Here is a 23,574-nt window from a genome sequence, read left to right on the forward strand (position 1 = left end):
CGTTCGTAACACCGAGAACGGAAGAGAATCCCAATTCCACCGTTAAGTCGGCATGATTCGCCTTATTACCAGAGATACCAATCTGTTTCTTTCCCTTTTCCGTCACATAGTTTATACGTCCACTAATACCATATTCCGGATAATTGCTTTTAGCGGCGATTTGCTTTAGCATATCCAAGTCGAGCGCCATCATCTGCCCCATTCCGACATGCCGTAAAGGTTGACGTACGGAAATCCGTAAATCCGACATCGGAATACTATCAGCATACCATTCCTTTATCTCATAATGAGGGGTGACCAACTCATATTCCTCCCCATCGGGGAACGTATATTTTTGGGAAGTAGTAGAAATCTTAACCCTTCCCTCCGGTTTCGTTCCGTATACCGCTTGATCATGTAGTACCCGGCCGTAATCTTGAAAATAGCCGCCACTTTTACGTGATATATAAATAAGCATGGATGAGAAGCCGGGGCCGGAACCTCCATCGGCTATAGCCGGACGGGTCCGCCCGGTACTTTTATGACAAGAACCGCAAGAATATCCGGCATAAAGCGGCCCTAGTCCTCCACCATCCACATTCTCAACACCGCGAGCATCGTCGTACAATCCATCACCACGATTAAATCGCGTCTCTAATTCGCCCGTAACCCAGTTTGCCTGCGTATCGTACGCATCCGGGGCATTGGAGAAAATGGTTGAGATACCCGCGGACAATTCCTTCTCGGAAGCTACCTGCCCATTGGGTTTCTTAACCTGCCAATTTTCCAAGTCCTCGGATTCGCAACTACACAGCAGACTACCGGATAAAGCGAATAATAGAAGTAATCTTCGTTTCATCGTATCGGCTTGTCCGATTAGTTCGTGAACTTAGACTTAACAACGCCCAAACCTGTCGTTAAATCAGCGCAAGCTTCTGTAGCCGTATTGATATGCTCCGTATCCCCTAGATTGTTACGGAAAGGATAGCCGATCGCATTGATAGCGTCGATTGTCTTATCAATTTGAACTACCATCAAACTATCCAACGTAGGATTAATCATTTTAGTCAACGCATGCAAGCTACTCTCGGAAGCGGATTCCTCATCCAAATCACGACCGCCGAAATAAGCGTTCTTGATACTTACGATATTGTTCTTATAGTCGTCCAAGGAATTCCAGCTATACCAAGACTCTACAGCCAAGACACCGGGGTTATTCGGGTCAGTAGCGTCTTTATTACTTCCATTCCATGCGGTCACCGGGTCAGTTATCTTAGCGGAACCTACTTCATTGGAGATTCCGGCCATACCATTATTTCCATTCAGCATAAGCTCAATCGCCTGATAAACATTACCAATGGAATAGGCAGAACCGTCATGTTTCTTCATAGCCTCCGCATAAGAAGAAGGGACATCCGAAGTTCCTAAGCCTTTCAACCAACCATTGTATAAGTCTTGAGTATCAGATAACATACGTTCGGACACTAACTTCAAATACTCCAATTCATTCTTTGCGAACGGGCTTGTTTCCAGATCACGAGGCTCGCCGTCTAAGAATAACATCTTTTCCGCCGTATGGAATCCACGTAAATTTTGAGGACCATCTTCCGCGTCTTCGTCTACAGCTCCTGAAATCTTGCTGAATTCTCCTGTAGCTATAATCTCCTCTATACCGTTCTTATCCAAAGGCCAGCTATCCAAGCTCGGGTCGAGCTGTGCCAAATCCGCCACACCGAACAAGAATGCCTCACTTTGTTCCCAAGGTACACGAACCGCACGCCAAGCGTCGCAGGCATCCGCTAAATCATTCTTAGAACCAGACGCGATGAACTTGTCTACCGCATTTTTATAGGCAGTCATCTTTGTCAACATATCCTTATAGGTAGGCAAAGCTACCTCATCAACGAAAGTAGCGACAACCGCACTCATCTGATCTTCTGTTGGTTTTGCACCCGAATCCGCAGGAAGATTCTTAAAGTCATAAGTTACAACATCGGGGTCCTTGCCCGGATCATCGTTGTCTCCACAAGAAGTGAAGCTCAAAGCCACACCCATCAACATCATGGGTAATAAAAGTACTTTTTTCATATTCTTACATATATATTTGTTAATAGTCTATTATCTTGATAAGAACCAGCCGATATAAGCGATACCGACAGAAACCATATTCTGGCTATTATAATCACCCTTACCTACAATACGGTGCGCATAATCCGCCTTTACGACCAGATTAGGCAATGCGTAATAGTTAAGGCCAGCCGTAATCACGCTCTTTTGAAGACGTCTATCCGCCAGTTTATTACTGCCTTTTTCTACGGATTGCATCGGATTATAATATTCGTAGCGAACGAAAGGATAAATTCTAGGGGCTTTCCGACTAAAGAAGGAACCTACATTATAGCCAACCTCAGCCGCATAACTGACAGCGGTCTCCGCCACGGTTGAATTAGGATATCCGGAAGCTGAAGATGAGTTATTGTTTACCTTCGTCAGAGCGTTGCTGTTGCCCAGATGGCCGTAAACGATATTACCTCTGGCGATCAAATTATTGTTCGGACTTTTATATTGAGCGTCCGCCGTCACGATGGTAAGCGGATATTTCTCACCTTGGTTACGCAGCGGTTTGCTACTATTCTTAGAGGGTTGGTTATAATAAAAAGAAGCGCCCACACGTAAGCCTTTAAATTTCTTCACTCCATTATAGTTGACACGAGCCACAAAGGCAGGATGCGTAAATTGAGTTTCCTCGAAAGCGCCTTGCGTACCTTTGCCAACCCAGTTCTCCATACGGAAACCTTGTGGGTCCAGACCGGAAACGACTTGTAACTCGTAATCGAAATTTCCTAAATCGCCAAATAGAGCCACACCCGTCTCATGCCAAGTAGAAGGTAATATGGTAGTCTCTCCTTCCGGGCGATATACACCAAAAAAGTTCAAGGGTTCATGATGTGCGTTGGTCAAGCCTACCGGTACGATCATATGTCCAAAACGGAAGTTTAAATGCTTGTTCATCAGATAAGAGATATGGAACTGCTCCAAGGCAACCTCGCCACCTTTCTCGATCTCGGTCTCATATTCTCCATTCTCCTCGTACCACTCCACTTCCCGTGCGGCGCCTGTTCCTCCATACTCAAACTCAATCTCGGAACTCAGTACCCATTTGGGAGAGAACTTATAATCAAAAGCTAAAATAAAACGAGGGATAGAGACAGTAGCCCGATTCATATGTGATGTACCTTGAGGTGTCACCCAATTCCAGTCATAATCCATATAACTGGCAGCCATCTCACCATATCCTCCAAAACGGAATTTAGAAAAACCGTCGGCATACATCTCCGATGCCTTTACGGTAGAGCTCATATTACTCTCTTGAGCATGTAGAGCGGTAAAGGAAAGTAATCCAATCGCTAATAAATTTGTTAACGTTCTCATTGCGTTTTATAATTTTTGGCAAAATTACAGGGGCTGAGAATTTGCTACAATCGCCCGAAGTAGGTAAAATGAGACCCTAATTACCTACTCATAGGTATCCCGGAAGAATATTTTCAAGACGTCATACCGAATAGGCCCCATTATTGACCCGCAAGACAACTTGATAGTTAATTTTGGAAAATACGGTTTTGTATTATTTCAGAGGTAAGCGTTAGTTATTACAAGCGAGAAGATCATTAGTTCTAAAAATCGATCTCCATGAAAAGATATATAACAATTAATAGGTATGAGCTCTCCTTTTTTACATATATATAGGTATTGCGCACCCTTATAGGCCGACGTATCTTTGCAATGTCAAAAAGAATGTAACACTATTAGTATATCGCAAACCAAAGCCTTCTGCTAATTTTATGTAAGCATATAAGATGATTAACACCGTAGTGTCGGGAAGTTTTTATTGGTTATTTCCGGCATCACATAAAAAGGGCCTCCCTGTGAAGAGAGGCTCTTTTTGTGTTCAGCTATCCGGCTCATTGATGATGTATTGATAGAGATCCGAGTCTCCGGCCTTATTCATGATCTTATGCTTTTCCAGCTGAAATTTTAACTGGTCTAAACCGAGAGGGCCGAATCCCGGAATCTTCAACAAAGAATCGAGCCCTTTCTTCCTAGCGTAGCGCAATAGGTCCTCCATAGTTTCCAGCTCCAATTTTTGGAGGCATTTACGGATGTAGGGAGACAGGGTTAGGCTTGTGACCGGTAGGGAGATCCGTCTGGCCGCATCCGTGGGGATATCGAACGACGATTTCGGAGCATCGAGACTCAAGCCACTTTTGAGGACTGCTTTATAGAGCGTTCTCAGCTCATATTCCATGTTTCGCTTCTCAAGTCGCAGGCGCTCTATCTCTAGGTCTTGACAGCTGATCGTTTTCTTATATTCGGCTAAGAATCCGGTGTTTTCCTGCAAGCGGAGTACTATGTTCTTATATCGGTAGCACATCCTATCGTAAGATATATCGCAGCGTTTGGCTACGTCCAGTATTTTTGCCCCAGAGGTTATTTCCGTGAATATATACCGATCTTGCTTATCATCTATAAATGTGGATAGTTCGGCGATAATTTGTTTAAGTAGGGGAGAGATGTTCTTTAAGGATCGTAGGCAGAAAAGGTAATCGTCGTACTGGGCGATAATCTCGTCGGCTTCCTCCTCCTTGTCTTGAATGACCAGTTGCAAGTATAGTTTTTGAATCCCTAGATGTTCGATATGGGCAATGAAATCACGTAGGTTCTCAGGATCTACCATACGTGTACCGGTTCTCGTATGGAAAGAGGTTATCTTTCGGGATTTTACCCAATCTTCAATCTCCTCGTACGGGAAACCGGTAATACGGGCGGCTTCTTCTATGGATATGAGTTCTGGCATAAGCATAAGATTGTATTACGAATAAAGTTGTTTTTGTTTAGTTAAAATGCGGAATTTGGAACCGACCAATAACGGTAAGTAGATCAGGTATTCTTTTCGCATCTCAATTAAGAAATAAGAGCCATCATGGGACACTCCCGTAATGTCACTATATCTCCGCACGATACCATGTATCTGGAATTCCCTCTCATTACAATAAAACCCTAACTCTGGAAAATACTTGCTGAAACAAGCGGAGTAGTAAATAAAGAGATTCTGGATCTCATCAATATCACAAGCGTCCATAAGCCATTCACTTTACATAATTAATTATTAGATTTACAAGATCCGGACATGTTTTAGAAAAGATGTCCTTCGTAAAGACGGGCGCTATATGGCTTTTGTTAAGTAGTGGTCCTTTCATTAAGATATAAGGAAAGGGCGCAGACTGAACATTTACATGATTGAAGGTTCGGCAAAGACCCAACTCCCAGTAAAGTCAGCCACACGCCCCCTTTATCTATATACAATAACATACCTCTACTACCTACGGCAGCATAGATAACACGTATAGTCGGTAAAGGGTTGCGGGGCCTTCTTTGTCCATTGGGAATTGTAAGAAAATTTTGCCGATTTTCAATCAATGGAACAAATATCACTCGCAACACGAGGCTCTTAACTTAAAAGCCTTTTCTTGTCGCAAATATACGTATTAATAATATTTCAACCTAAGATAATCCATATGTTTTTTAGTTTATCATTGTTTGATACCTATTATTTGCTTTGACTTATCCAGTCATGCAAATGTATAATATTTTATTTGATTTCCACCCCCCAATGCCTCACTTTCAAAGTAAGCTAGCTTCGTTGGCAAAGTAAGTTAATTAAAATACCGAAGTAAGTTAACTTACTTTGCCAACGAAGTTAACTTACTTTTTTCGCCCAATTTTGTCTCCAGTTGTAGAGACGCAGCGTGCTGCGTCTCATCCCCTCAAAATGGTAACTTAAAATAATACGCCAATAACCACCAAAGTCTGCGCCTTCACGAGACAATATACCCATAGAACGCAATTTTGCGATTTGTTTTTCTACAGCACGGAAACTTATACCTAATTTTATAAGCCATAGCTTCGGCTGACATAGAAAGGTCGGAAATGACAAGGTCGATGATCTTCTGTGCTGTTCTACCTATATTTTTAGGCTTATCCGCAGTGTCTCCGAACTCACTCTCCGAACTTTTATGGGACTCTCCGAACCTTCTCTCCGAACTTTTCTTCATTTACAAGAATGTTCGCTGGCATCCACTTGGGTAGGAAGTGAATCCCATATCATGTGCATACCCTTCAATATCAATGAAAGAAGTTGTTGAGAATTACATTCTACACTTTCATTACCCACTCTTGTATAGGCAGTGCGTGTTCCGTCTTGGTAATAATAATATACAATAAGGTATACAAATGGCACAAATATATAAATTGTTTAATATCAACACCTTAAAAGCACGATTGTGATTTTTGAAAAACACGTACGTGTTTCTGTAAAAAGTCGTACATGTTTTTCGGGAAACACGTACGACTTTTTACAGCATTATACGATAAGGAGCAAGAGCGTACATGAAAATATACGATAAGCCCCCCTTTTAACCAGAGCCAAAAAGCATTTCTTCCTAAGCTCCATCTCATAGATATTTTGGTGTGGTTACCCTTATTCTGAAATAATTTGGTTATTTTTGTATATAATTCAATTAATGTCCATAGAACATGCCATGAATAAGAAATCGCAGATACACAACAAGAACATCTAAATAATAAACAACATGAAATCAACACTTATCGTAGGGATCGGTGCCTCGCTTCTTACAGCCGGTATCGCAAAAGCCCAACAGAGACAAGACATTACACCTAGAACGCCAAACGTATTGTTCATCTATGCGGATGACTTGGGATATGGAGACTTGGAATGCTACGACGGCACGCAAGTGAAAACCCCGAATATCAACCGGCTCGCCAAGAACGGTATCCGCTTCACCAACGCTCACGCGACCGCCTCTACCAGTACGCCCTCCCGATATTCCATGCTAACCGGAGAGTACGCATGGCGCCGCCCGGGAACGGACATCGCCGCGGGAAACGCCGGAATGATCATACGACCGGAGCGTTATACGATAGCCGATATGTTCAAGAACGCAGGATACGCCACGGCCGCTATCGGCAAATGGCACCTTGGCCTAGGAGACAAAGCGGGAGAGCAAGACTGGAACGCCCCACTCCCCACCGCCCTTGGCGATCTGGGATTTGATTATTCCTATATCATGGCGGCGACGGCAGACCGCGTCCCCTGCGTATTCATCGAGAACGGGCAGGTGGCGAACTACGATCCGGATGCCCCGATCTATGTCAGTTACCAGCAGAACTTTCCCGGAGAGCCGACCGGAAAAGATAATCCGGAATTATTATACAACCAGAAGCCTAGTTTCGGGCACGACCAATCCATCGTAAACGGAATCAGCCGTATCGGTTACATGAAAGGTGGCGGCAAGGCGCTTTGGAAAGACGAGAATATCGCCGATTCTATCGTGACACACGCCATCGATTTTATCAAGGAGAATAAAGAGAAGCCTTTCTTCATGTATTTCGCCACGAACGACGTGCATGTACCCCGCTTCCCGCACGACCGTTTCCGGGGAAAGAACCCGATGGGCGTGAGGGGCGACGCTATCGAGCAATTCGACTGGAGCGTAGGCCAATTGATGAAAACATTGGATGAGATGGGATTGACGGAAAACACCTTGATCATCTTGTCAAGCGATAACGGACCTGTCGTAGATGATGGTTACGCGGACCGGGCCGTGGAGCTACTAGGCGATCATAAACCCGCCGGACCGCTTAGAGGTAATAAATACAGTGCCTTCGAAGGGGGAACCCGTATCCCGGCTATCGTACATTGGCCAAAGGAGATCAAGCAAGCCGCCGTATCAGATGCGCTAGTGAGCCAGATCGACTGGTTCGCCTCCCTTGCCTCACTGACGAATTCCCGTCTTCCGGAAGGAAGCGCGCCGGATAGCTATGATTATCTGGATACTTGGATCGGGAAAAGCAAGGAAGACCGCCCGTGGGTAATTGAGCAAGCGCTTAATAAGGCACTTTCCGTCCGTACGAAAGATTGGAAATATATCGAGCCGAGCGTAGGTTCCGCTATCATGGAATATGAGAAGATTGAGACCGGATATTCCCCCGAGCCTCAGTTATACGACATGACGAAGGTCTACGAGGAAGGAAACAAGGCCTTGCAACATCCGGAGATCGTTTTCCAATTGCAGGGAATCTTAAAAGGAGTTCGGGATCACACAATCAAGGCTAAATAATGGAAAGAAGAAACTTCATTAAATCATCCCTCGGAATCGGTCTGGGTGCGACACTTCCGGGGATGACGCATAGCAAAAGCGGGAAAGAGGCAGAGACCGCCGTCTCTCCCGCCATGCCCGTAAAGAGCGGTAAGCCGCATATCATCCTGATCATGACCGATCAACAACGGGGCGACGCCCTCGGCTGCATGGGAAACAAGGCGGTGATCTCACCGAATATCGACCGGCTGGCGCAAGAAGGCTCGTTGTTCGTGAGCGGATATTCCTCCGCTCCAAGTAGTACTCCGGGACGGGCCGGTTTATTGACCGGGATGTCTCCTTGGCATCATGGTATGCTGGGATACGGACGCATGGCCTTGAAGTATCGTTACGAGATGCCTCAGATGATGCGGAATCTGGGGTATTATACCTTCGGGATCGGTAAGATGCATTGGTTTCCGCAGAAAGCACTTCACGGATTCCACGCGACCTTGATCGACGAGAGTGGCCGGGTGGAAAGTCCCGATTTCATCAGCGATTACCGGGAATGGTTTCAATTGCAGGCACCCGGCAAAGACCCGGATCTTACGGGTATCGGCTGGAACGACCATGCCGCCGGTGTCTATAAGTTAGACGAACGGCTTCATCCTACGGCTTGGACCGGACAGACCGCTTGCGAGTTGATCCGGAACTACGACAACGACAAGCCCTTATTCCTCAAGGTATCATTCGCCCGCCCGCATAGTCCTTATGATCCGCCTCAACGTTATCTGGATATGTATAAGGACGCGGATATCCCAAAACCCCATATAGGAGATTGGTGCGGACAATACGCCGAGCCGAAAGATCCTCGCCAAGGAGCATCAGATGCCCCATTCGGTAATTTCGGGGATGCGTATACCATAAACTCCCGTCGCCATTATTACGCCAATATCACCTTTATCGACGATCAAGTAGGGCAAATCATCCAGACCCTAAAAGACAAAGGTATGTACGACAATGCCCTGATTTGTTTCACGGCGGATCATGGCGATATGTTGGGCGATCATTATCATTGGCGGAAAACCTATCCGTACGAGGGTTCGGCCCATATTCCTTATATCGTAAAATGGCCCGCCGGTATATCCAAATCCATACCGGACGGAAGCAGCATAGAACAACCTGTAGAACTGAGAGACTTCTTGCCTACCTTTATCGATATCGCCGGCGGGTCGGTTCCTCCCGATATGGACGGGCGGTCTTTACTTAAGCTGATCCAAGGCCAGCAGGAACAATGGCGCCCCTATATAGACATGGAGCATGCCACTTGCTATAGCGACGATAATTACTGGGCAGCCCTTACCGATGGGAAGATTAAGTATATCTGGAATTTCCACAACGGAAGCGAGCAGTTGTTCGATTTACGGGAAGACCCGGGAGAGACACATAACCTTAGTGAGGACGCAGCCTATCAGAATAAGTTGTCCGAACTACGCAAGATGATGGTAGAGCATCTGTCCGAGCGAGGAGATTCATTCGTGAAAGACGGTAAATTGATGACTCTCGATACGACCCTATTGTACAGTCCCAATTTCCCGAAATAAGGGACGAGCGAGCCTCGTCCCTACAGTATCTTACGTTTTTTACCTTTTTTTTATCGCGGAATGGATGTATCTTTGCCCGAGAAACTAGAAGAGACTCAACTTAATGCTAGGAATCGTTAGTAAAGGAATCATTATAGGTGTATTGGTTTCGGCCCCCATGGGCCCCATCGGTATGCTCTGTATACAAAGAACACTAAATAAAGGACGTTGGCACGGGTTCGTCACCGGATTAGGGGCCGCTCTATCCGACGTGATTTATGCGGCACTGACTTGTCTGGGCATGGGAGTTGTGGTCAACTTCGTGGAGGCGAACCAAGCGCCCCTGCAATTGATCGGAAGTATCGTTCTCGGCATTTTCGGGTATTATATCTTCCAAAGCAACCCGACTAGGAACCTAAAGAAACACCGAGAAAAAAAATTATCGTTCACCCAAGACTTTATTACAGCTTTTCTACTTACCTTTAGCAACGTGTTAATCGTCTTGCTCTATATCGGATTATTCGCCCGGTTTGGTTTCGTGCTGCCTGAACATGCGTTTTGGCTGCTGGTATTGGGCATTGTTTGCATAGGGTTAGGGGCCGTTCTTTGGTGGTTCGGCATAACATATATTATTGGAAAACTGAGAAAATGGTTCAACGTTAGAGGTATTTGGTTACTGAACCGGATCGTGGGCTCTGTCATTATCGTATTGTCTATTATCGGTGCCCTATCGGTTTTATTGACCTCCTACTTACAATGGCCTTTACTTCAAATCTATAGTTAAAATGAAAAGACTGAAAGTTCCTGTTATCCCCGTTCTGGATGTACTCGATATAACATCCATAGAACCGATTCTTGAGGTGCAATCCCAACGTGAGTTCCTCACCCATGCCAATTGGCATGAGTATCCATATAAGCCGATCACCGCTTTTAATATAGCTCGGACAGAGAAAAATCTATATATACGATATAGCGTGCAGGGTAATTCGCTAAAGGCGTCTTATGAGATGGACAATTCCTCGGTCCATAAGGATAGTTGCGTGGAGTTCTTCATGAAAAAGGAAGGTGACTCGCATTATATGAATTTCGAGTTTAATTGTATCGGGACTTGCGATGCCGCCCGCCGTACCTCACGGGATATCAAGACGTCGCTTTCGCAAGAAGAGTATAAAAGCATCATAAGACTCCCATCCGTGAGAAGAAGGGCATTCGAGGAGATTAAAGGTATTCATACATGGAACTTGATCGTAGTCATACCACTCAAGTTGATGGGGTTAGATCCTAGTAATCTGCCGGAGAAAATACTAGGGAACTTCTATAAATGCGCCGATGAGACAATGAATCCGCATTTCGTAAGTTGGAGTCCGATCGACCTTCCCGAGCCTAATTTCCATTGTCCTGAATTCTTCGGGGAGATCTACCTGTAGTATAGACGTAGCGTGCTGCATGCAGCACGCTACGTCTATACAGGCAAGCCTATGGCTATTTATTATTCTTACCTAGTTTCAGCTCAATGACGAACGCTATTATCAAGCCGATTCCCCCGAACAAAAGAACCGAAGCCCCATAAGCCGTACCCGCTACCTCATGCCTGTACCAACCATCATCATAATAAGAATTTGTCGCCATACACATATTAATAATAAAGCCTACCAACAAACCTAATCCGATTCCCGCCAAAAGACACCCGGCCTTTAAGCTACTGAACGAGAAGTTTCGCATGTAGTTAGGCAGTCCCAATTTGCCATCGAAAGCAGAGGCATCCAGTTTATCACCGATCTTCTCGATAATCGCCAAACGTTCTCTCCTACGAACAAACAACTCAAATAATCCGTAAATACCTGCACAAACGATTCCGACAACTAGCGGAACAGAAATAAAATCCATCATAACTGTATAATTTTAATTGATTCATTCATCTTGTTTGCTAATTTGACGCAACAGTTTCCCATAGGTTACACCTCCGGGCTGAAAAATATTTTTTATTTTTGTTACCGCAAGTTGTAACCTATTTACCCGGCTTGCGTCCATTAAGTACAATGGAATTGTATACCGATACATATTACATACAAAGGATACAAGCGGGGGACGTGGCATGTTTCGCTTGCCTTTTGGACAAGTATAGCCGTCCGATTCACTCGTTGATCCTCAAAGTGGTACGAAGCCAAGAGGAGGCTGAGGAGTTGGCGCAAGATACGTTTATGAAGGTATTCAAAAACCTAGCCTCATTCAAAGGGGATTGTAGTTTCTCCACATGGATTTACCGGATCGCCTATAACACGGCGATATCATCGGTCAGGAAGAAGAGATATGAGTTTCTAGCGATTGAGGAGACTACACTTGAAAACGTATCGGAGGAGGAGGTCACGAACCTGTTCGGACAAACCGAATCCACGGAACAGGTTCAAAGATTGGAAGTCGCCCTTGAACAACTTCTACCGGACGAACGGGCCTTGATCTTGCTCTTTTATTGGAAAGAAAAGACAATAGAAGAACTGGTCTCTATCACCGGCTTGACCGCCTCGAATATTAAAGTCAAGCTACATCGCATCCGAAAAAAATTATTTGTATTATTAAAAGGAATGGATCATGAGTAAGATAAACACAAATAAGGAACAACCCGGTTTATTTGGGGATTTATTCAAACGCATACCGGAGGAGGAGCTTCCCGCCTCGTTCCGTTCGAACGTAATGCGACAAATCATGCTTGAGTCCGCAAAGGCGAAGAAACGCAATGAACGATTCACCCTAGTAGCGGCGATCGTGGCATCGCTTATCATGATTTCCCTCGCAGCCGTATCTTTCGTATATATGGAGATACCCAAGATAGCCCTCCCGATGATAAGCACATCGGCTTTGGCTTTCTATTTATATATAGGAGCCATCACGCTCATTCTTCTATTTGTGGATTATAAATTGAGGAATCTATTTCACAAGAAAGGATAAGCACGAAGCGAGCTCCGTCCGTATACGAGGAATCTATGGACAAGGAACCATTCAGCCGCTCGGCGATCAAAAGACAGATAGAAAGTCCTAAACCCGCACCGGGTTTGTAATCATCCAGCTTCTCAAAGCGATTGAATACCGCAGCTTGTTTTTCAAGGGGAATACCGGCACCCGTATCCGTAACGGCTATGTATACCTTTTCCCGATCCGGCGCAAGTTGGAACGATAGGTTAATCTCACCTTTCTCCGTAAATTTAGCGGCGTTTGTCAACAGGTTTGTCAACAGTTGTTGCAGGCGCAGATTATCTACATGTACCACGATTGGTTCCCCAGCGGGAGAAAAAGTCAATTTAACCCTATCCGGCATCCGGTAGCGCACACTCTCCAATGCCATTTGGCAACACTCCAAAAGCGGATAATCCTTGATATTGAAATGAAGGTCTCCGGTCTCCATCCGGGATAAATCCAATACATCGTTTACCAGATTCAACATCAAATCCGTATTATTCCGGATGATAGACGAATATTCCTCCCGCTCTTTCGCATCGGTAGAAGGTTCCACCAGCAAACTGGAGAAACCTACGATCGCATTTAACGGGGTCCGGATCTCATGGCTCATATTAGCGAGAAAAGCACTTTTCATCAGGCTGGCCTCTTCCGCACGGGTTTTCTCCTTCATCAATCGTCTTTGGGATTCCAAAAGCAAGTCTTTCTCTCGCTGTAATTGGTTTTTCAAGGATCGTAGATGGCGGTAGTATAAAAACGAGATATAGAGGAGGATCGATAACACGACCGATATGGATAGGATAAAGATCAACAAATCTTGTTTCCGGGCGATACGTCGCCCGGCCTCCTCCAACTCTGTTTCTTTCAATTCCTTTTCGTGCAACTCATGCAAGGTCCGCAATTGATTTACCTGCCGAAGAAAAGAAGTTCCCCGCCTTTTCGTCAGCGTTCTATAAAGTTCATCATATAGAGCCATAACCTCCTCGAGTCGGCCCTGCTCCTTTAAGATATCCGCCTTGAACTGAATATCTTCGGGTAATCGCTCTGTCTCCAACACTTCATTTATATAACGCAGTGCCAACGGGATATCTCCAGCCGCCTTATAATAACGAGCCTTAACCGCTAGATAAGTATTGATCGCATAGTCCTCCTCTACCAAACTATTGCCGACATAGGAAGAGGCTTTATCCAACGCTTTCTTGGCATTTGCCAAATCTCCTTTCGAAAGATAAAAGCTCGTGTAAAAAGAATAAAGCAGCCAATACTCCCGCTCTAGTAGCAAAACATCACCTTTTTCTTGATTAATCTCATATTGCTCATCCAGCAGGGCTTTATATTGTTCCAAGATTCGTTCCGTCAACGTATATTGTTTCGTTCGGACACTACTTTCCAATTGATAAGAAGTTAACCGGATTTTAGTATCCATGATATCGGGAACATCTTTTATATCCTTCAATAAATCCAAACCTTCCTGAAAAGAGACTACGGCATCGCTATCCCTACGGATACGTTGGTAAATCAGCCCTAAAGTCTCCGAACAGCGAAGCAAGCCGTATTTATGATTCAGATTGCTCGCCAACCGATACAGATCCATCGCCTCACTCATTGCCAACTCATAATTCCCTAGCCAAAGGAGATCTTGACTGGAATAACTCTTCACCTCAAACAAGACATACGGATATTCATGGCGGGCCTTCGCCATAGAATCTACGATATTACAGCAATAGACCAAACTATCACGCTTAGACTGATTGTAATAATACTCGGCCATACCTTTCAATCCCCTATATGCGATAGATATGGAATCCACCGCCATCGCGTTCTCATAAAGACGTTGATAATAATCTTTCATTTTGGGCTCTTGCCGATAAAGCAAAGCCAACCGCTGCAATATGGGTAAAGTAGACGCTATCGTCGGGCAGCCCGGTAATACCCTCTCCAAGCTGTCGATCTCTGTTAAACGATCCTTGCCGGGAGGAGGCGTGGAAGATTTCATCGAGCCGCAAAATACAAGGGAGATCATAATAACCACCCCTATACGTATGGATATCCCGTTATCGAATAGATTCATCAGCCTCATATAGGGGTTTCAATTAAATTCGTTGGATGTATAAAGACAAACCGGGCACCGCCCTTATAAGAGACATCTACGGATAAAGAACCTTTAAGCTGTTCCGAGATGATCTGGCAAACAGAAAGTCCCAAACCGGTACCTTGAACAAAGTCGTCTAATTTCTCAAAACGCTCGAATATCTTCTTACACTTATCCTCAGGGATTCCACAGCCCGTATCCGTAACGAAGAAACGAACCTCACCTTTGCTCTCATCCACGGCAAATGAGAGATTAATCTCTCCCTCGGAAGTGAATTTAGCGGCATTCGACAACAAATTTGTCAACAACTGCTGCAAACGCAAGGCATCCGTTTTTAAAGTATAAGATTCTGGCGAGGAAGTAAACGTCAATCGAACCCCGGGTTTTACACGATGACGAATCGAATCCAACACTTTCTGACAACAAGAAACCAGATCATTAGGCTTAACGCTGAACTTGATCTTGCCGGATTCCAGACGGGATAAATCCAGAACATCATTCACCAGATTCAACAGCAACTCCGAACTATGATTTACCTCCCCGGCAAACTCAATCTTTTCCTCCTCACTATATTCGCTAATCGCTAATAATTCAGAGAATCCGACAATAGCATTCAACGGCGTACGTATCTCATGGCTGATACTAGCGATAAAGGCACTTTTCTTCTTGTTCGCCGCCTCCGCCTCTTTCGCCACGACACGAAGCTGCTTCTCCGAAGCGATCAAGGAGTCTTTCTCTTGAAGCAACTCATTTTTCAATCGCTTGGTATGCATATAAATACGCCATAATATATAAAGTAAGCCCGTCAAGACCAATAGAAGACCGATAGATACAGCGATCTGCCTCTGCTTCAAAACTTCTTGCTCTGATCTCAACTTCAACTCTCGATCTTGCTTTTCCAAATCATTCAAGTCATTCAGGATGCGGAGTTGTTCGATCTGCCGGTCAAAAGCTTCCGTATTGATCATTTCCGTCTTATTAATGATCTCCTCATAGATAGCGATCGCCTCTCGCAATTGACCGGACGATTGCAAGACCGCCTTCTTCATCTCCAACTTATCCAGATCACGGTTGATTTTTAAAGCCAGATTGACGGCGGACAACGCATGCCTATAATCTTTCTTCTTCCAATAATAAAATGATTTTGTCCGGAGATATTGAGCCTCCACCCTATTCCCAAAAGAACTATCCAAATAAGCGGTTGCCTTATCCAGATACGTCTGTGCCTTTTGCAAATTCCCTTTCATGGTACATAGCTCGCAGAAATAACAATTTACCAAACAACGATAACGATCTACCGGGAAAATCGTCCCTTCTCGATCATACCTCCTCTCCAATGAATCCAATAAAAACTCATACTGTTTCAAAAGCGCCCCCGACTCGGACAAACGTCCTAATAGCAGGGTAATAACGACTCAAGCCAGCCATCGCATCGTATACGATCCCGATGGAATCCAAAGGCATCGCGATATCGATTATCTCTTTCAACGCTGGTACCTCCTCCGGCAATTGCCAGTACAAGCCGATTAATTCTTTAAGAAGGGGTATCTTATCCTGAGGTTTTTGGATACGTGATAAAGATTGGCGTATGCTATCCGCACGAAATTTACTCACGGCATTCTGCGCACTTGTGCCCACCGCAAACAAAATCCACACTATTCCTATAAAAGTATTGACGCTGGACTTTCTTAAAAATCCTCTACTCATTGATTTATCGCTTACAATTCGCAAACTTACAAAATAAATATCAATAAAAATCAACAGTTTTCCGTAATTACAGCCAACACGACCCAAATGAATGTTTTTACCCCTCAAAACTCTTGTCAATCAGAAAAAAAGCATTACCTTTGCCCCGATTTTTGAGAGATGACAACATAAAGTCTAACTTACTAATTAAAACAAACTTAGTATTAACAATTAAAGAATGGAAAATTTAAAAAACATCCAGCCAGTTGAAGATTTCAACTGGGACGCTTTCGAGCAAGGCGAGACTTACACCGAAGTAAGCAAGGACGATCTTGTAAAAACGTATGACGAGACCCTGAACACGGTAAAAGACAAAGAAGTGGTTATGGGTACCGTTACTTCTATGAACAAACGTGAGGTTGTTGTAAACATCGGTTTCAAATCTGACGGTGTTGTTCCTATGTCCGAGTTCCGTTATAACCCGGATTTAAAGATTGGTGACGAGGTAGAGGTTTACATCGAGAGCCAAGAAGACAAAAAAGGACAATTGATCCTTTCACACAAGAAAGCACGCGCTACACGTTCTTGGGATCGTGTTAACGAGGCTCTTGAAAAAGACGAAATTATCAAAGGTTACATCAAATGTCGTACGAAGGGCGGTATGATCGTTGACGTATTCGGTATCGAAGCGTTCTTGCCGGGTTCTCAGATCGATGTGAAGCCGATCCGCGACTACGATGTATTTGTAGGTAAGACTATGGAATTCAAGATTGTTAAGATCAATCAAGAATTCAAGAATGTTGTTGTATCTCACAAGGCTCTTATCGAGGCTGAGTTGGAACAACAGAAGAAAGATATCATCTCCAAATTGGAGAAAGGACAGGTATTGGAAGGAACTGTCAAGAACATCACTTCTTACGGTGTATTCATCGACTTGGGTGGCGTAGACGGTTTGATCCACATCACAGACCTTTCTTGGGGACGTGTTTCTCATCCGGAAGAAATCGTTCAGCTTGATCAGAAGATCAATGTTGTTATCTTGGACTTCGACGACGAGAAGAAACGTATCGCTCTTGGCTTGAAGCAATTGACTCCGCACCCATGGGATGCTTTGGATACGAACTTGAAGGTTGGTGACAAGGTTAAGGGTAAAGTTGTCGTTATGGCTGACTACGGTGCGTTCATCGAGATCGCTCCGGGCGTAGAAGGTTTGATCCACGTTTCAGAGATGTCTTGGACACAGCACTTGCGTTCCGCTCAAGACTTCATGAAGGTTGGCGACGAGATCGAAGCCGTAATCTTGACTTTGGACCGTGACGAGCGTAAGATGTCTCTTGGTATCAAGCAATTGAAGGCTGATCCTTGGGAAAACATCGAGGAGCGCTTCCCGGTAGGTTCTCGTCATGCGGCTAAGGTTCGTAACTTCACTAACTTCGGTGTATTCGTAGAAATCGAGGAAGGTGTTGACGGCTTGATCCACATCTCTGACTTGTCTTGGACGAAGAAGATCAAACATCCGTCTGAATTCACTCAGATCGGCGCTGAGATCGAGGTTCAAGTATTGGAAATCGATAAGGAAAACCGTCGCTTAAGCTTAGGCCACAAGCAATTGGAAGAGAATCCTTGGGATGTATTCGAGACAATCTTCACGGTTGGTTCTATCCACGAAGGTACAATCATCGAAGTATTGGATAAGGGTGCCGTTATCTCTTTGCCTTACGGCGTAGAAGGTTTCGCTACTCCGAAGCATCTTGTAAAAGAAGATGGTTCTCAAGCTCAAGTAGATGAGAAACTTTCATTCAAGGTAATCGAGTTCAACAAGGAAGCTAAACGTATCATCCTTTCTCACAGCCGCATCTTTGAAGATGAGCAAAAAGGCGCTAAGGCAACTTCTGAAAAGAAGGCATCCTCAAAACGTGGCGGTAAAAAAGAAGAGGAATCTGGAATGGTAACCGGTCCGGTTGAAAAGACTACATTAGGTGACATCGAGGAATTGGCAGCTTTGAAAGAAAAACTTTCTGGTAAGTAATTGATCCTTCTTTGAGATATAATAAAAGGAGATATCTGATTCAGGTATCTCCTTTTTCTATGTTATTCCTACTGCGGCTTATTTAAGAAAAGCATTCTTCCGTGACACGTGTCTCACATGGCTCGGAAATACCCAACAAATCATTGATCTCCTTTCTTTTCTCTAAATCCGTAAAATAAGCCTCTACAACTTTATAAATATCAAAACCTCCCGTAGAACCGGCTGCCAAGTTTAGTGACTCGACTAATTTGCCTGTAGCTTTATGAATCTCTGCTTGTTTCAGCAAATGAAATTCATTCCCGTGAATTAATTGATTCTTTCCCATGATGTTCCAATTTTAGGTTATACAATATATTACAAAGGATTTCTATTCCTGTCCTAAAGATACAAATATCTTATATATGACCTAATACTTTTATCTATTTTTAAATCGGTTCATCTATTTTATCAGTCGAAAGGGAAAGTATGTCTCTACATTCCATTAATTTTGCCAGAAAACTAAAATGAAAAAGTTAGTAATATTCGATCTTGACGGAACATTATTAAATACGATCGCCGATTTAGCCCATAGCACGAACCATGCGTTGCGGCAAAACGGTTTTCCGACGCACGACGTAAAGGAGTATAACTTCTTCGTAGGAAACGGCATCAACAAATTATTCGAACGCGCGTTACCCGAAGGTGAAAAGACGGCAGAGAATATACTAAAGGTAAGGGAAGAGTTCTTGAAGCATTACGATCTGCATAACACGGATCGCAGCGTTCCATACCCCGGTGTCCCTGAGTTATTAGCCTTGTTGCAGGAAAGAGGGATAAAACTGGCGGTCGCTTCTAATAAATATCAAGCCGCTACCCGTAAGCTCATCGCCCATTTCTTTCCTTCCATACAATTTACGGAGGTTCTCGGACAGCGTGAAGGAGTAAAGGCGAAGCCAGATCCCAGTATTGTCAATGAGATCGTAGAACGAGCGAGCATATCCAAAGAGAACACTCTTTATGTCGGTGACTCGGACGTAGACATGCAAACCGCCATCAACAGCGAAGTGACCTCCTGTGGGGTAACATGGGGCTTTCGCCCTCGTACGGAATTAGAGAAATACGCACCCGATCATATAGCGGAAAAGGCAGAAGATATACTCAAGTTTATCTAAAAGACGATCTAAGCCTGTCGTGCGAGGCAATCCTTCCCGTTCTTGTCTCGCACGCTTGTCCTTAACCTTAATTACTAATATTTCCTAACACATATTCCATCCAGCTCGCACAGCCCTTAGAATACAAGTTATCCCTAACATCACCTCAACCGTACTTGCAAAAAAGTATTAGACCTACAAACAAAAACATCCAATAGCGGTTATTTTTCAAGGTATCATTTAAGCCAAACTTTAAAAAACGCCAAAACGAGACCTATATTTCTGTAATATTATACCAAACAACCACTAGATAAATATAGTAAAAGACGAAGTTATAATTTTACATAAGAAACATAGACAAAAAGAATGTCGGGAAATATTAAAAAAATAGTTGAGCCGAATAGTGGTATTGATTATTCTTTGGAGAAGGACTTCAAGATCTTTACACTTTCCAAAGAACTCCCTATTACCACTTACCCTTCTTATATAAGATTAGGGATTGTCATCTATTGTGTAAAAGGAAACGCTAAAATTGATATCTATTCTAACAAGCACATTATAACCCCCAAAGAGCTCATCATCATCTTGCCGGGGCAATTGGTCGCATTAACGGACGTTAGCGTAGATTTCCAAATCAGATATTTCACGATCACGGAATCCTTTTATTCTGATATATTAAGCGGTATCAGTCGTTTCTCGCCACATTTCTTTTTCTATATGAGGCAACATTACTATTTCAAGATGGAAGACGTGGAAACTCTTTCCTTTGTAGACTTCTTTGAATTACTTATAAGAAAAGCCGTCGATCCGGAAAACCAGTATCGAAGAGAGTCGGTTATACTCTTACTTCGCATATTATTCCTTGATATATATAACCATTATAAAGTCAATTCTTTAGACAGTACGGCAACGATAGATGTACACAAGAAAGAACTGACCCACAAATTCTTTCAATTGGTCATGAGTAATTACAAAGTGAACAGAAGCGTGACGTTCTACGCGAACTCTCTATGCATCACCCCTAAATACTTGACCATGGTTGTTAAGGAGGTAAGCGGCAAATCCGCCAAAGATTGGATTACGGAATATATGATCCTAGAATTAAAAGGATTACTCACCAACTCCACCTTGAATATCCAAGAGATTGTTGAGAAGACGCAGTTCTCGAACCAATCCTCGTTGGGACGCTTCTTTCGGAGGCACACGGGCTTATCGCCTTTGCAATACAGGAAAAAATATTTAACAACAGAGCAAAGAACAAACTTCTCAAAAAATAATACGATATGAATAAAAGTCAGCTAATCGAGGAATTATCGAAAAGAGTCGGTAATGACAAAGAAGAAATCCGGTACATATTGGAAGAACTGAATAACATCATCTTAGAGAAAACGAGAGCCGGAGAAAAGGTATGTATACAGGGTTTCGGTGTTTATACTCCCCGCTTACAGACAAGCAGGTTGGCTAGAAACCCGAAAAGCGGAGAGACTTTAATGTTGATCCCCAGAACCATTGTCCATTTTAAGTGCGCGCCCAATTTGGTAAAAGAGATCAATAAATGAAAAATAAAGGGTCGGCTCCATCAGGAACCGGCCCTTTCGTTATACCTATTAATGACATACCAAAGACAACATTCTATAATCTACATCAATATTTGTCGAGCATATTTCACGCAAGTGCCTACCTCTTTCACGGAGTCAGACCAAGGCTTGATATCATATTCCAGTTCTATATCGCAATAGATAGGCCATTTCTCTTGTTTGATCAACAAGAGCACGTCTTCCAACGGCATCTCCCCTTGTCCCCATACTTGATTCGTATTCGGCTGGTCCCCTGTCGTAGGCCCCGTCTTGTCTTTCAAGTGGATACTATAGATCCGATCATGATATTTCTTGATCATCTCATTCGGGTGGATACCTGTAGAGCCAAAGAAGTGGCCTGCGTCAAAATTCAACATAATAGAAGGAGAGACCGCTAAGATCGGATCGCAACTAAACCCTTCTTCGGCATATTGCATATGATTATGGAAAGCCATATACATCCCATGCTTCTCGGCAAATGGAGCGACTCTTTTCGCCGTCTCCAAATTAATCTCGTCCGTCACGGCTTTAGCGCCCATGGCCTTGGCTACCTTGAACGCATAATCGATTTCCTCGTCCGAACCCATACGGGAAGGTTCCATCTTCACGATATGCGCCGATATTCCTGCTTCGTTCAATAACTTACGGGCACCTTCTACCTTTGATAGATCCAACCCGAGACGCCACGCTTTCACCGCTTCCTTATATTTATCGATCTCAGCCTGCTGCTCCGGAGTAAACTTCGGGGGACCCATCCGACGAGGAGCCGCAGGTTTCTCACCCGGTTTCGCCGCAGGTTGAGGAACTTGCCGACGGAAGAATTTCATCATCGGATTCTCCGGAGCTCCTAAATAAGCTTCCAGATCACCTCCCATCAACTCAATGGAACTGATATTCGCTTCTTGGCAATACTTGATGATATTCTCCAATCCACCCGGCATGGAACGCCAACTATAAGTGATCGTGCCGATTTGCACGCCACCGAACTTCGAGTTAACCTTGCCTGCCTCCGCCGCCGTATCAACCGGAGCGGGAGCCGCCACACTCTTCCCCGTACAAGAGAAAGCACTCGGAAGGAAAGACGCAGCCGCCAAAGCAGCGACCGATCTTCCTAGAAACTCACGTCTGGACTGACCATTGTTCACATCTTTATTCATAACCATTCAATTTATAAATTAATCTTAACCCTTAGAAGAAAGTCCCTTACAGGCTCCAACCTTTACGATACTCATAGTGGAAATAATCGTTCGCTTCCGGACAATTCGTGATTCTCATATTTTCTGCGTCATATTCCAACGTAAGATCCAACCGTTGCGCGGCGACAGCGATATTCGTCAGCAACATAATCTCCGTCAATTTAGCGGATACCTCAAAATCATTAGCGGCTTTGCGACCTTCCTTTATCGCCTCGATAAAGTCCACATAAATATTACTCGGTCGCTTTAATGTCTTCTCCGGAGCTACGAATCCCGGTCTTTCCGGTATCAGTTGCGGCTCCGCTCCATGAGTACCATGCATGATCAAGCCTTTATCGCCTATATAAAGCGCTTCCCTTAACTGGCGGTTCGGTTCCAACTCCGCCGGACGAGCCGGTTTTATACCCCCATCACTCCAAGTTACCTTTACCGGAGGCATATTCCCACGAGCCGGGAACTCATACGTCACGCATTCCGATTGTGGCAGATAGTCCTTATTGTAAGGGGTGGAAGTAGCTTGTATTTTCGTGGGCATACCCAAATTAAGCGCCCAAATCGGAGCGTCGAAGGTATGGGCTCCCATATCCCCCATAGCGCCTGTACCGTAATCCCATAACCCACGCCAAGCGAAATGAAGCATCTCCGGATTATAAGGTTTATCAGGAGCCGGTCCCAACCACACGTCATAGTTAAGATTAGACGGTATATCCACTCCCGCCGGACGATCAAAATAACCTTGGCGCCACATCGGACGGTTTGTCCACAAATGAACTTCCCTTACGTCTCCGATCACGCCACCTTGGATCCATTCGACCGTCTGCATAGTCCCTTCAATATTATGCCCTTGGTTACCCATCTGGGTAACAACACCGGTTTGCTTTGCCAGATCCCTCAAAAAGCGAGTCTCATAAATCGTCTTAGCCATCGGCTTCTCTACAAATACATGCTTACCAGCTTTCATCGCATAAGCGGCAATAACCGCATGGGTGTGGTCCGGAGTACCGATCAATACCGCATCGATCTCTTTCTCCTTGTCGATCATTTCCCGGAAATCGGTATACTTCTTCGCTTTCGGGTATCCCGCTAAGATATGTCCGGAGTAATCGTGGTCTACATCACATAGCGCATAAATATTCGCATGCTTAAACGATTGTTTCTCCGCATCTCCCATTTGCACAGGATTATCCGACGCTC

At 44.3% G+C, this 23,574-nt stretch carries 21 protein-coding genes and 3 pseudogenes; 10 read left to right on the top strand and 14 right to left on the bottom strand.

Annotated elements, in window-relative coordinates; genetic code table 11:
- From QVP94_RS10245 to QVP94_RS10270, 7 genes and pseudogenes are all read right to left on the bottom strand, one after another.
- Positions 1-838 (bottom strand): annotated as a pseudogene (locus QVP94_RS10245) (di-heme oxidoredictase family protein); the annotation flags it as partial.
- A gap of 17 nt (positions 839-855) precedes the next feature.
- Complete coding sequence (locus tag QVP94_RS10250; protein ID WP_008780678.1) at positions 856-2,067, bottom strand: imelysin family protein; 1,212 nt, start codon at positions 2,065-2,067, stop codon at positions 856-858.
- A 30-nt stretch (positions 2,068-2,097) separates the two neighbouring features.
- Complete coding sequence (locus QVP94_RS10255) at positions 2,098-3,411, bottom strand: porin (RefSeq protein ID WP_005861166.1); 1,314 nt, start codon at positions 3,409-3,411, stop codon at positions 2,098-2,100.
- 517 nt (positions 3,412-3,928) lie between these two features.
- Entirely contained in the window at positions 3,929-4,834 is a 906-nt protein-coding gene (locus QVP94_RS10260; protein WP_009276446.1) for a transcriptional regulator, read from the bottom strand.
- Between the two features lie 15 nt (positions 4,835-4,849).
- Positions 4,850-5,119: a hypothetical protein gene (locus tag QVP94_RS10265; protein WP_022192540.1), complete on the bottom strand. Its 270-nt coding sequence runs from the start codon at positions 5,117-5,119 to the stop codon at positions 4,850-4,852.
- A 696-nt stretch (positions 5,120-5,815) separates the two neighbouring features.
- Positions 5,816-6,089: pseudogene (locus QVP94_RS19315) on the bottom strand (HTH domain-containing protein); the annotation flags it as partial.
- Positions 6,090-6,097: 8 nt separating this feature from the next.
- A pseudogene (locus QVP94_RS10270) lies at positions 6,098-6,262 on the bottom strand (AAA family ATPase); the annotation flags it as partial.
- A gap of 367 nt (positions 6,263-6,629) precedes the next feature.
- Here QVP94_RS10270 and QVP94_RS10275 point away from each other — a divergent pair.
- The 4 genes from QVP94_RS10275 to QVP94_RS10290 all read left to right on the top strand — a co-directional run bounded on the left by QVP94_RS10275 (position 6,630) and on the right by QVP94_RS10290 (position 11,145).
- A complete protein-coding gene (locus tag QVP94_RS10275) occupies positions 6,630-8,177 on the top strand; it encodes a sulfatase family protein (RefSeq protein WP_022192541.1) in 1,548 nt (515 codons plus the stop codon).
- Positions 8,177-9,739, top strand: coding sequence for an arylsulfatase (locus QVP94_RS10280; protein ID WP_022192542.1), 1,563 nt, complete (start codon positions 8,177-8,179; stop codon positions 9,737-9,739). Before QVP94_RS10275 ends, QVP94_RS10280 begins: the two co-directional genes overlap by 1 nt.
- A gap of 103 nt (positions 9,740-9,842) precedes the next feature.
- Complete coding sequence (locus QVP94_RS10285) at positions 9,843-10,502, top strand: LysE family translocator (protein WP_022192543.1); 660 nt, start codon at positions 9,843-9,845, stop codon at positions 10,500-10,502.
- A gap of 1 nt (position 10,503) precedes the next feature.
- On the top strand, positions 10,504-11,145 hold the full coding sequence (locus tag QVP94_RS10290; protein ID WP_005861151.1) for a carbohydrate-binding family 9-like protein: 642 nt from the start codon (positions 10,504-10,506) through the stop codon (positions 11,143-11,145).
- A 55-nt stretch (positions 11,146-11,200) separates the two neighbouring features.
- Here the strand turns inward: QVP94_RS10290 and QVP94_RS10295 are convergent, their stop codons facing one another.
- Positions 11,201-11,608, bottom strand: coding sequence for a DUF6249 domain-containing protein (locus tag QVP94_RS10295; RefSeq protein WP_022192544.1), 408 nt, complete (start codon positions 11,606-11,608; stop codon positions 11,201-11,203).
- 149 nt (positions 11,609-11,757) lie between these two features.
- Between QVP94_RS10295 and QVP94_RS10300 the strand changes: the two genes are divergently transcribed.
- Positions 11,758-12,315: an RNA polymerase sigma factor gene (locus QVP94_RS10300; RefSeq protein WP_036615402.1), complete on the top strand. Its 558-nt coding sequence runs from the start codon at positions 11,758-11,760 to the stop codon at positions 12,313-12,315.
- Entirely contained in the window at positions 12,308-12,664 is a 357-nt protein-coding gene (locus QVP94_RS10305; protein WP_022192546.1) for a hypothetical protein, read from the top strand. The genes QVP94_RS10300 and QVP94_RS10305 overlap by 8 nt, the downstream gene beginning before the upstream one ends.
- Here the strand turns inward: QVP94_RS10305 and QVP94_RS10310 are convergent.
- Genes QVP94_RS10310 through QVP94_RS10320 form a run of 3 tightly spaced genes read right to left on the bottom strand, consistent with a single transcriptional unit; the run spans position 12,609 to position 16,376 of the window.
- On the bottom strand, positions 12,609-14,750 hold the full coding sequence (locus QVP94_RS10310; protein ID WP_022192547.1) for a sensor histidine kinase: 2,142 nt from the start codon (positions 14,748-14,750) through the stop codon (positions 12,609-12,611). The two genes, QVP94_RS10305 and QVP94_RS10310, sit on opposite strands and share 56 nt — an antisense overlap.
- A complete protein-coding gene (locus QVP94_RS10315; RefSeq protein WP_036615404.1) occupies positions 14,747-16,099 on the bottom strand; it encodes a tetratricopeptide repeat-containing sensor histidine kinase in 1,353 nt (450 codons plus the stop codon). The genes QVP94_RS10310 and QVP94_RS10315 overlap by 4 nt, the downstream gene beginning before the upstream one ends.
- Before the next feature lie 16 nt (positions 16,100-16,115).
- Entirely contained in the window at positions 16,116-16,376 is a 261-nt protein-coding gene (locus QVP94_RS10320) for a hypothetical protein (protein ID WP_288213239.1), read from the bottom strand.
- A 310-nt stretch (positions 16,377-16,686) separates the two neighbouring features.
- Between QVP94_RS10320 and rpsA the strand changes: the two genes are divergently transcribed.
- Entirely contained in the window at positions 16,687-18,477 is a 1,791-nt protein-coding gene (rpsA, locus tag QVP94_RS10325) for a 30S ribosomal protein S1 (protein ID WP_005861137.1), read from the top strand.
- An 82-nt stretch (positions 18,478-18,559) separates the two neighbouring features.
- Here the strand turns inward: rpsA and QVP94_RS10330 are convergent, their stop codons facing one another.
- Positions 18,560-18,802 (bottom strand): hypothetical protein, encoded by a 243-nt coding sequence (locus QVP94_RS10330; protein WP_005861135.1) that lies wholly within the window; start codon positions 18,800-18,802, stop codon positions 18,560-18,562.
- A 178-nt stretch (positions 18,803-18,980) separates the two neighbouring features.
- Between QVP94_RS10330 and QVP94_RS10335 the strand changes: the two genes are divergently transcribed.
- The 3 genes from QVP94_RS10335 (at position 18,981) to QVP94_RS10345 (ending at position 21,166) form a co-directional block, all read left to right on the top strand.
- Positions 18,981-19,628: an HAD family hydrolase gene (locus QVP94_RS10335; protein ID WP_005861133.1), complete on the top strand. Its 648-nt coding sequence runs from the start codon at positions 18,981-18,983 to the stop codon at positions 19,626-19,628.
- 345 nt (positions 19,629-19,973) lie between these two features.
- On the top strand, positions 19,974-20,894 hold the full coding sequence (locus QVP94_RS10340; RefSeq protein ID WP_005861131.1) for an AraC family transcriptional regulator: 921 nt from the start codon (positions 19,974-19,976) through the stop codon (positions 20,892-20,894).
- A complete protein-coding gene (locus QVP94_RS10345; protein ID WP_005866712.1) occupies positions 20,891-21,166 on the top strand; it encodes an HU family DNA-binding protein in 276 nt (91 codons plus the stop codon). The genes QVP94_RS10340 and QVP94_RS10345 overlap by 4 nt, the downstream gene beginning before the upstream one ends.
- Before the next feature lie 80 nt (positions 21,167-21,246).
- Here QVP94_RS10345 and QVP94_RS10350 read toward each other — a convergent pair whose 3' ends face one another.
- The gene (locus tag QVP94_RS10350; RefSeq protein WP_022192550.1) at positions 21,247-22,341 is read right to left on the bottom strand and encodes a sugar phosphate isomerase/epimerase family protein; all 1,095 of its coding nucleotides are present in this window, start codon (positions 22,339-22,341) and stop codon (positions 21,247-21,249) included.
- A 46-nt stretch (positions 22,342-22,387) separates the two neighbouring features.
- Positions 22,388-23,574 (bottom strand): Gfo/Idh/MocA family protein (locus tag QVP94_RS10355; protein ID WP_288213240.1); only part of this gene is annotated, 1,187 nt, incomplete at its 5' end.

The organism is Parabacteroides sp. CAG:2 (assembly GCF_000436315.1).
Lineage (GTDB): Bacteria > Bacteroidota > Bacteroidia > Bacteroidales > Tannerellaceae > Parabacteroides > Parabacteroides distasonis.

What these genes read in the sequence shown, in the direction of transcription:
- QVP94_RS10305 (WP_022192546.1), top strand. Translation starts at nt 12,308, where the DNA reads ATGAGTAAGATAAACACAAATAAGGAACAACCCGGTTTATTTGGGGAT.
- QVP94_RS10350 (WP_022192550.1), bottom strand. Translation starts at nt 22,341, where the DNA reads ATGAATAAAGATGTGAACAATGGTCAGTCCAGACGTGAGTTTCTAGGA.
- rpsA (WP_005861137.1), top strand. Translation starts at nt 16,687, where the DNA reads ATGGAAAATTTAAAAAACATCCAGCCAGTTGAAGATTTCAACTGGGAC.
- QVP94_RS10310 (WP_022192547.1), bottom strand. Translation starts at nt 14,750, where the DNA reads ATGAGGCTGATGAATCTATTCGATAACGGGATATCCATACGTATAGGG.
- QVP94_RS10345 (WP_005866712.1), top strand. Translation starts at nt 20,891, where the DNA reads ATGAATAAAAGTCAGCTAATCGAGGAATTATCGAAAAGAGTCGGTAAT.
- QVP94_RS10250 (WP_008780678.1), bottom strand. Translation starts at nt 2,067, where the DNA reads ATGAAAAAAGTACTTTTATTACCCATGATGTTGATGGGTGTGGCTTTG.
- QVP94_RS10300 (WP_036615402.1), top strand. Translation starts at nt 11,758, where the DNA reads ATGGAATTGTATACCGATACATATTACATACAAAGGATACAAGCGGGG.
- QVP94_RS10260 (WP_009276446.1), bottom strand. Translation starts at nt 4,834, where the DNA reads ATGCCAGAACTCATATCCATAGAAGAAGCCGCCCGTATTACCGGTTTC.
- QVP94_RS10335 (WP_005861133.1), top strand. Translation starts at nt 18,981, where the DNA reads ATGAAAAAGTTAGTAATATTCGATCTTGACGGAACATTATTAAATACG.
- QVP94_RS10290 (WP_005861151.1), top strand. Translation starts at nt 10,504, where the DNA reads ATGAAAAGACTGAAAGTTCCTGTTATCCCCGTTCTGGATGTACTCGAT.
- QVP94_RS10255 (WP_005861166.1), bottom strand. Translation starts at nt 3,411, where the DNA reads ATGAGAACGTTAACAAATTTATTAGCGATTGGATTACTTTCCTTTACC.
- QVP94_RS10285 (WP_022192543.1), top strand. Translation starts at nt 9,843, where the DNA reads ATGCTAGGAATCGTTAGTAAAGGAATCATTATAGGTGTATTGGTTTCG.
- QVP94_RS10280 (WP_022192542.1), top strand. Translation starts at nt 8,177, where the DNA reads ATGGAAAGAAGAAACTTCATTAAATCATCCCTCGGAATCGGTCTGGGT.
- QVP94_RS10295 (WP_022192544.1), bottom strand. Translation starts at nt 11,608, where the DNA reads ATGATGGATTTTATTTCTGTTCCGCTAGTTGTCGGAATCGTTTGTGCA.
- QVP94_RS10330 (WP_005861135.1), bottom strand. Translation starts at nt 18,802, where the DNA reads ATGGGAAAGAATCAATTAATTCACGGGAATGAATTTCATTTGCTGAAA.
- QVP94_RS10275 (WP_022192541.1), top strand. Translation starts at nt 6,630, where the DNA reads ATGAAATCAACACTTATCGTAGGGATCGGTGCCTCGCTTCTTACAGCC.
- QVP94_RS10340 (WP_005861131.1), top strand. Translation starts at nt 19,974, where the DNA reads ATGTCGGGAAATATTAAAAAAATAGTTGAGCCGAATAGTGGTATTGAT.
- QVP94_RS10265 (WP_022192540.1), bottom strand. Translation starts at nt 5,119, where the DNA reads ATGGACGCTTGTGATATTGATGAGATCCAGAATCTCTTTATTTACTAC.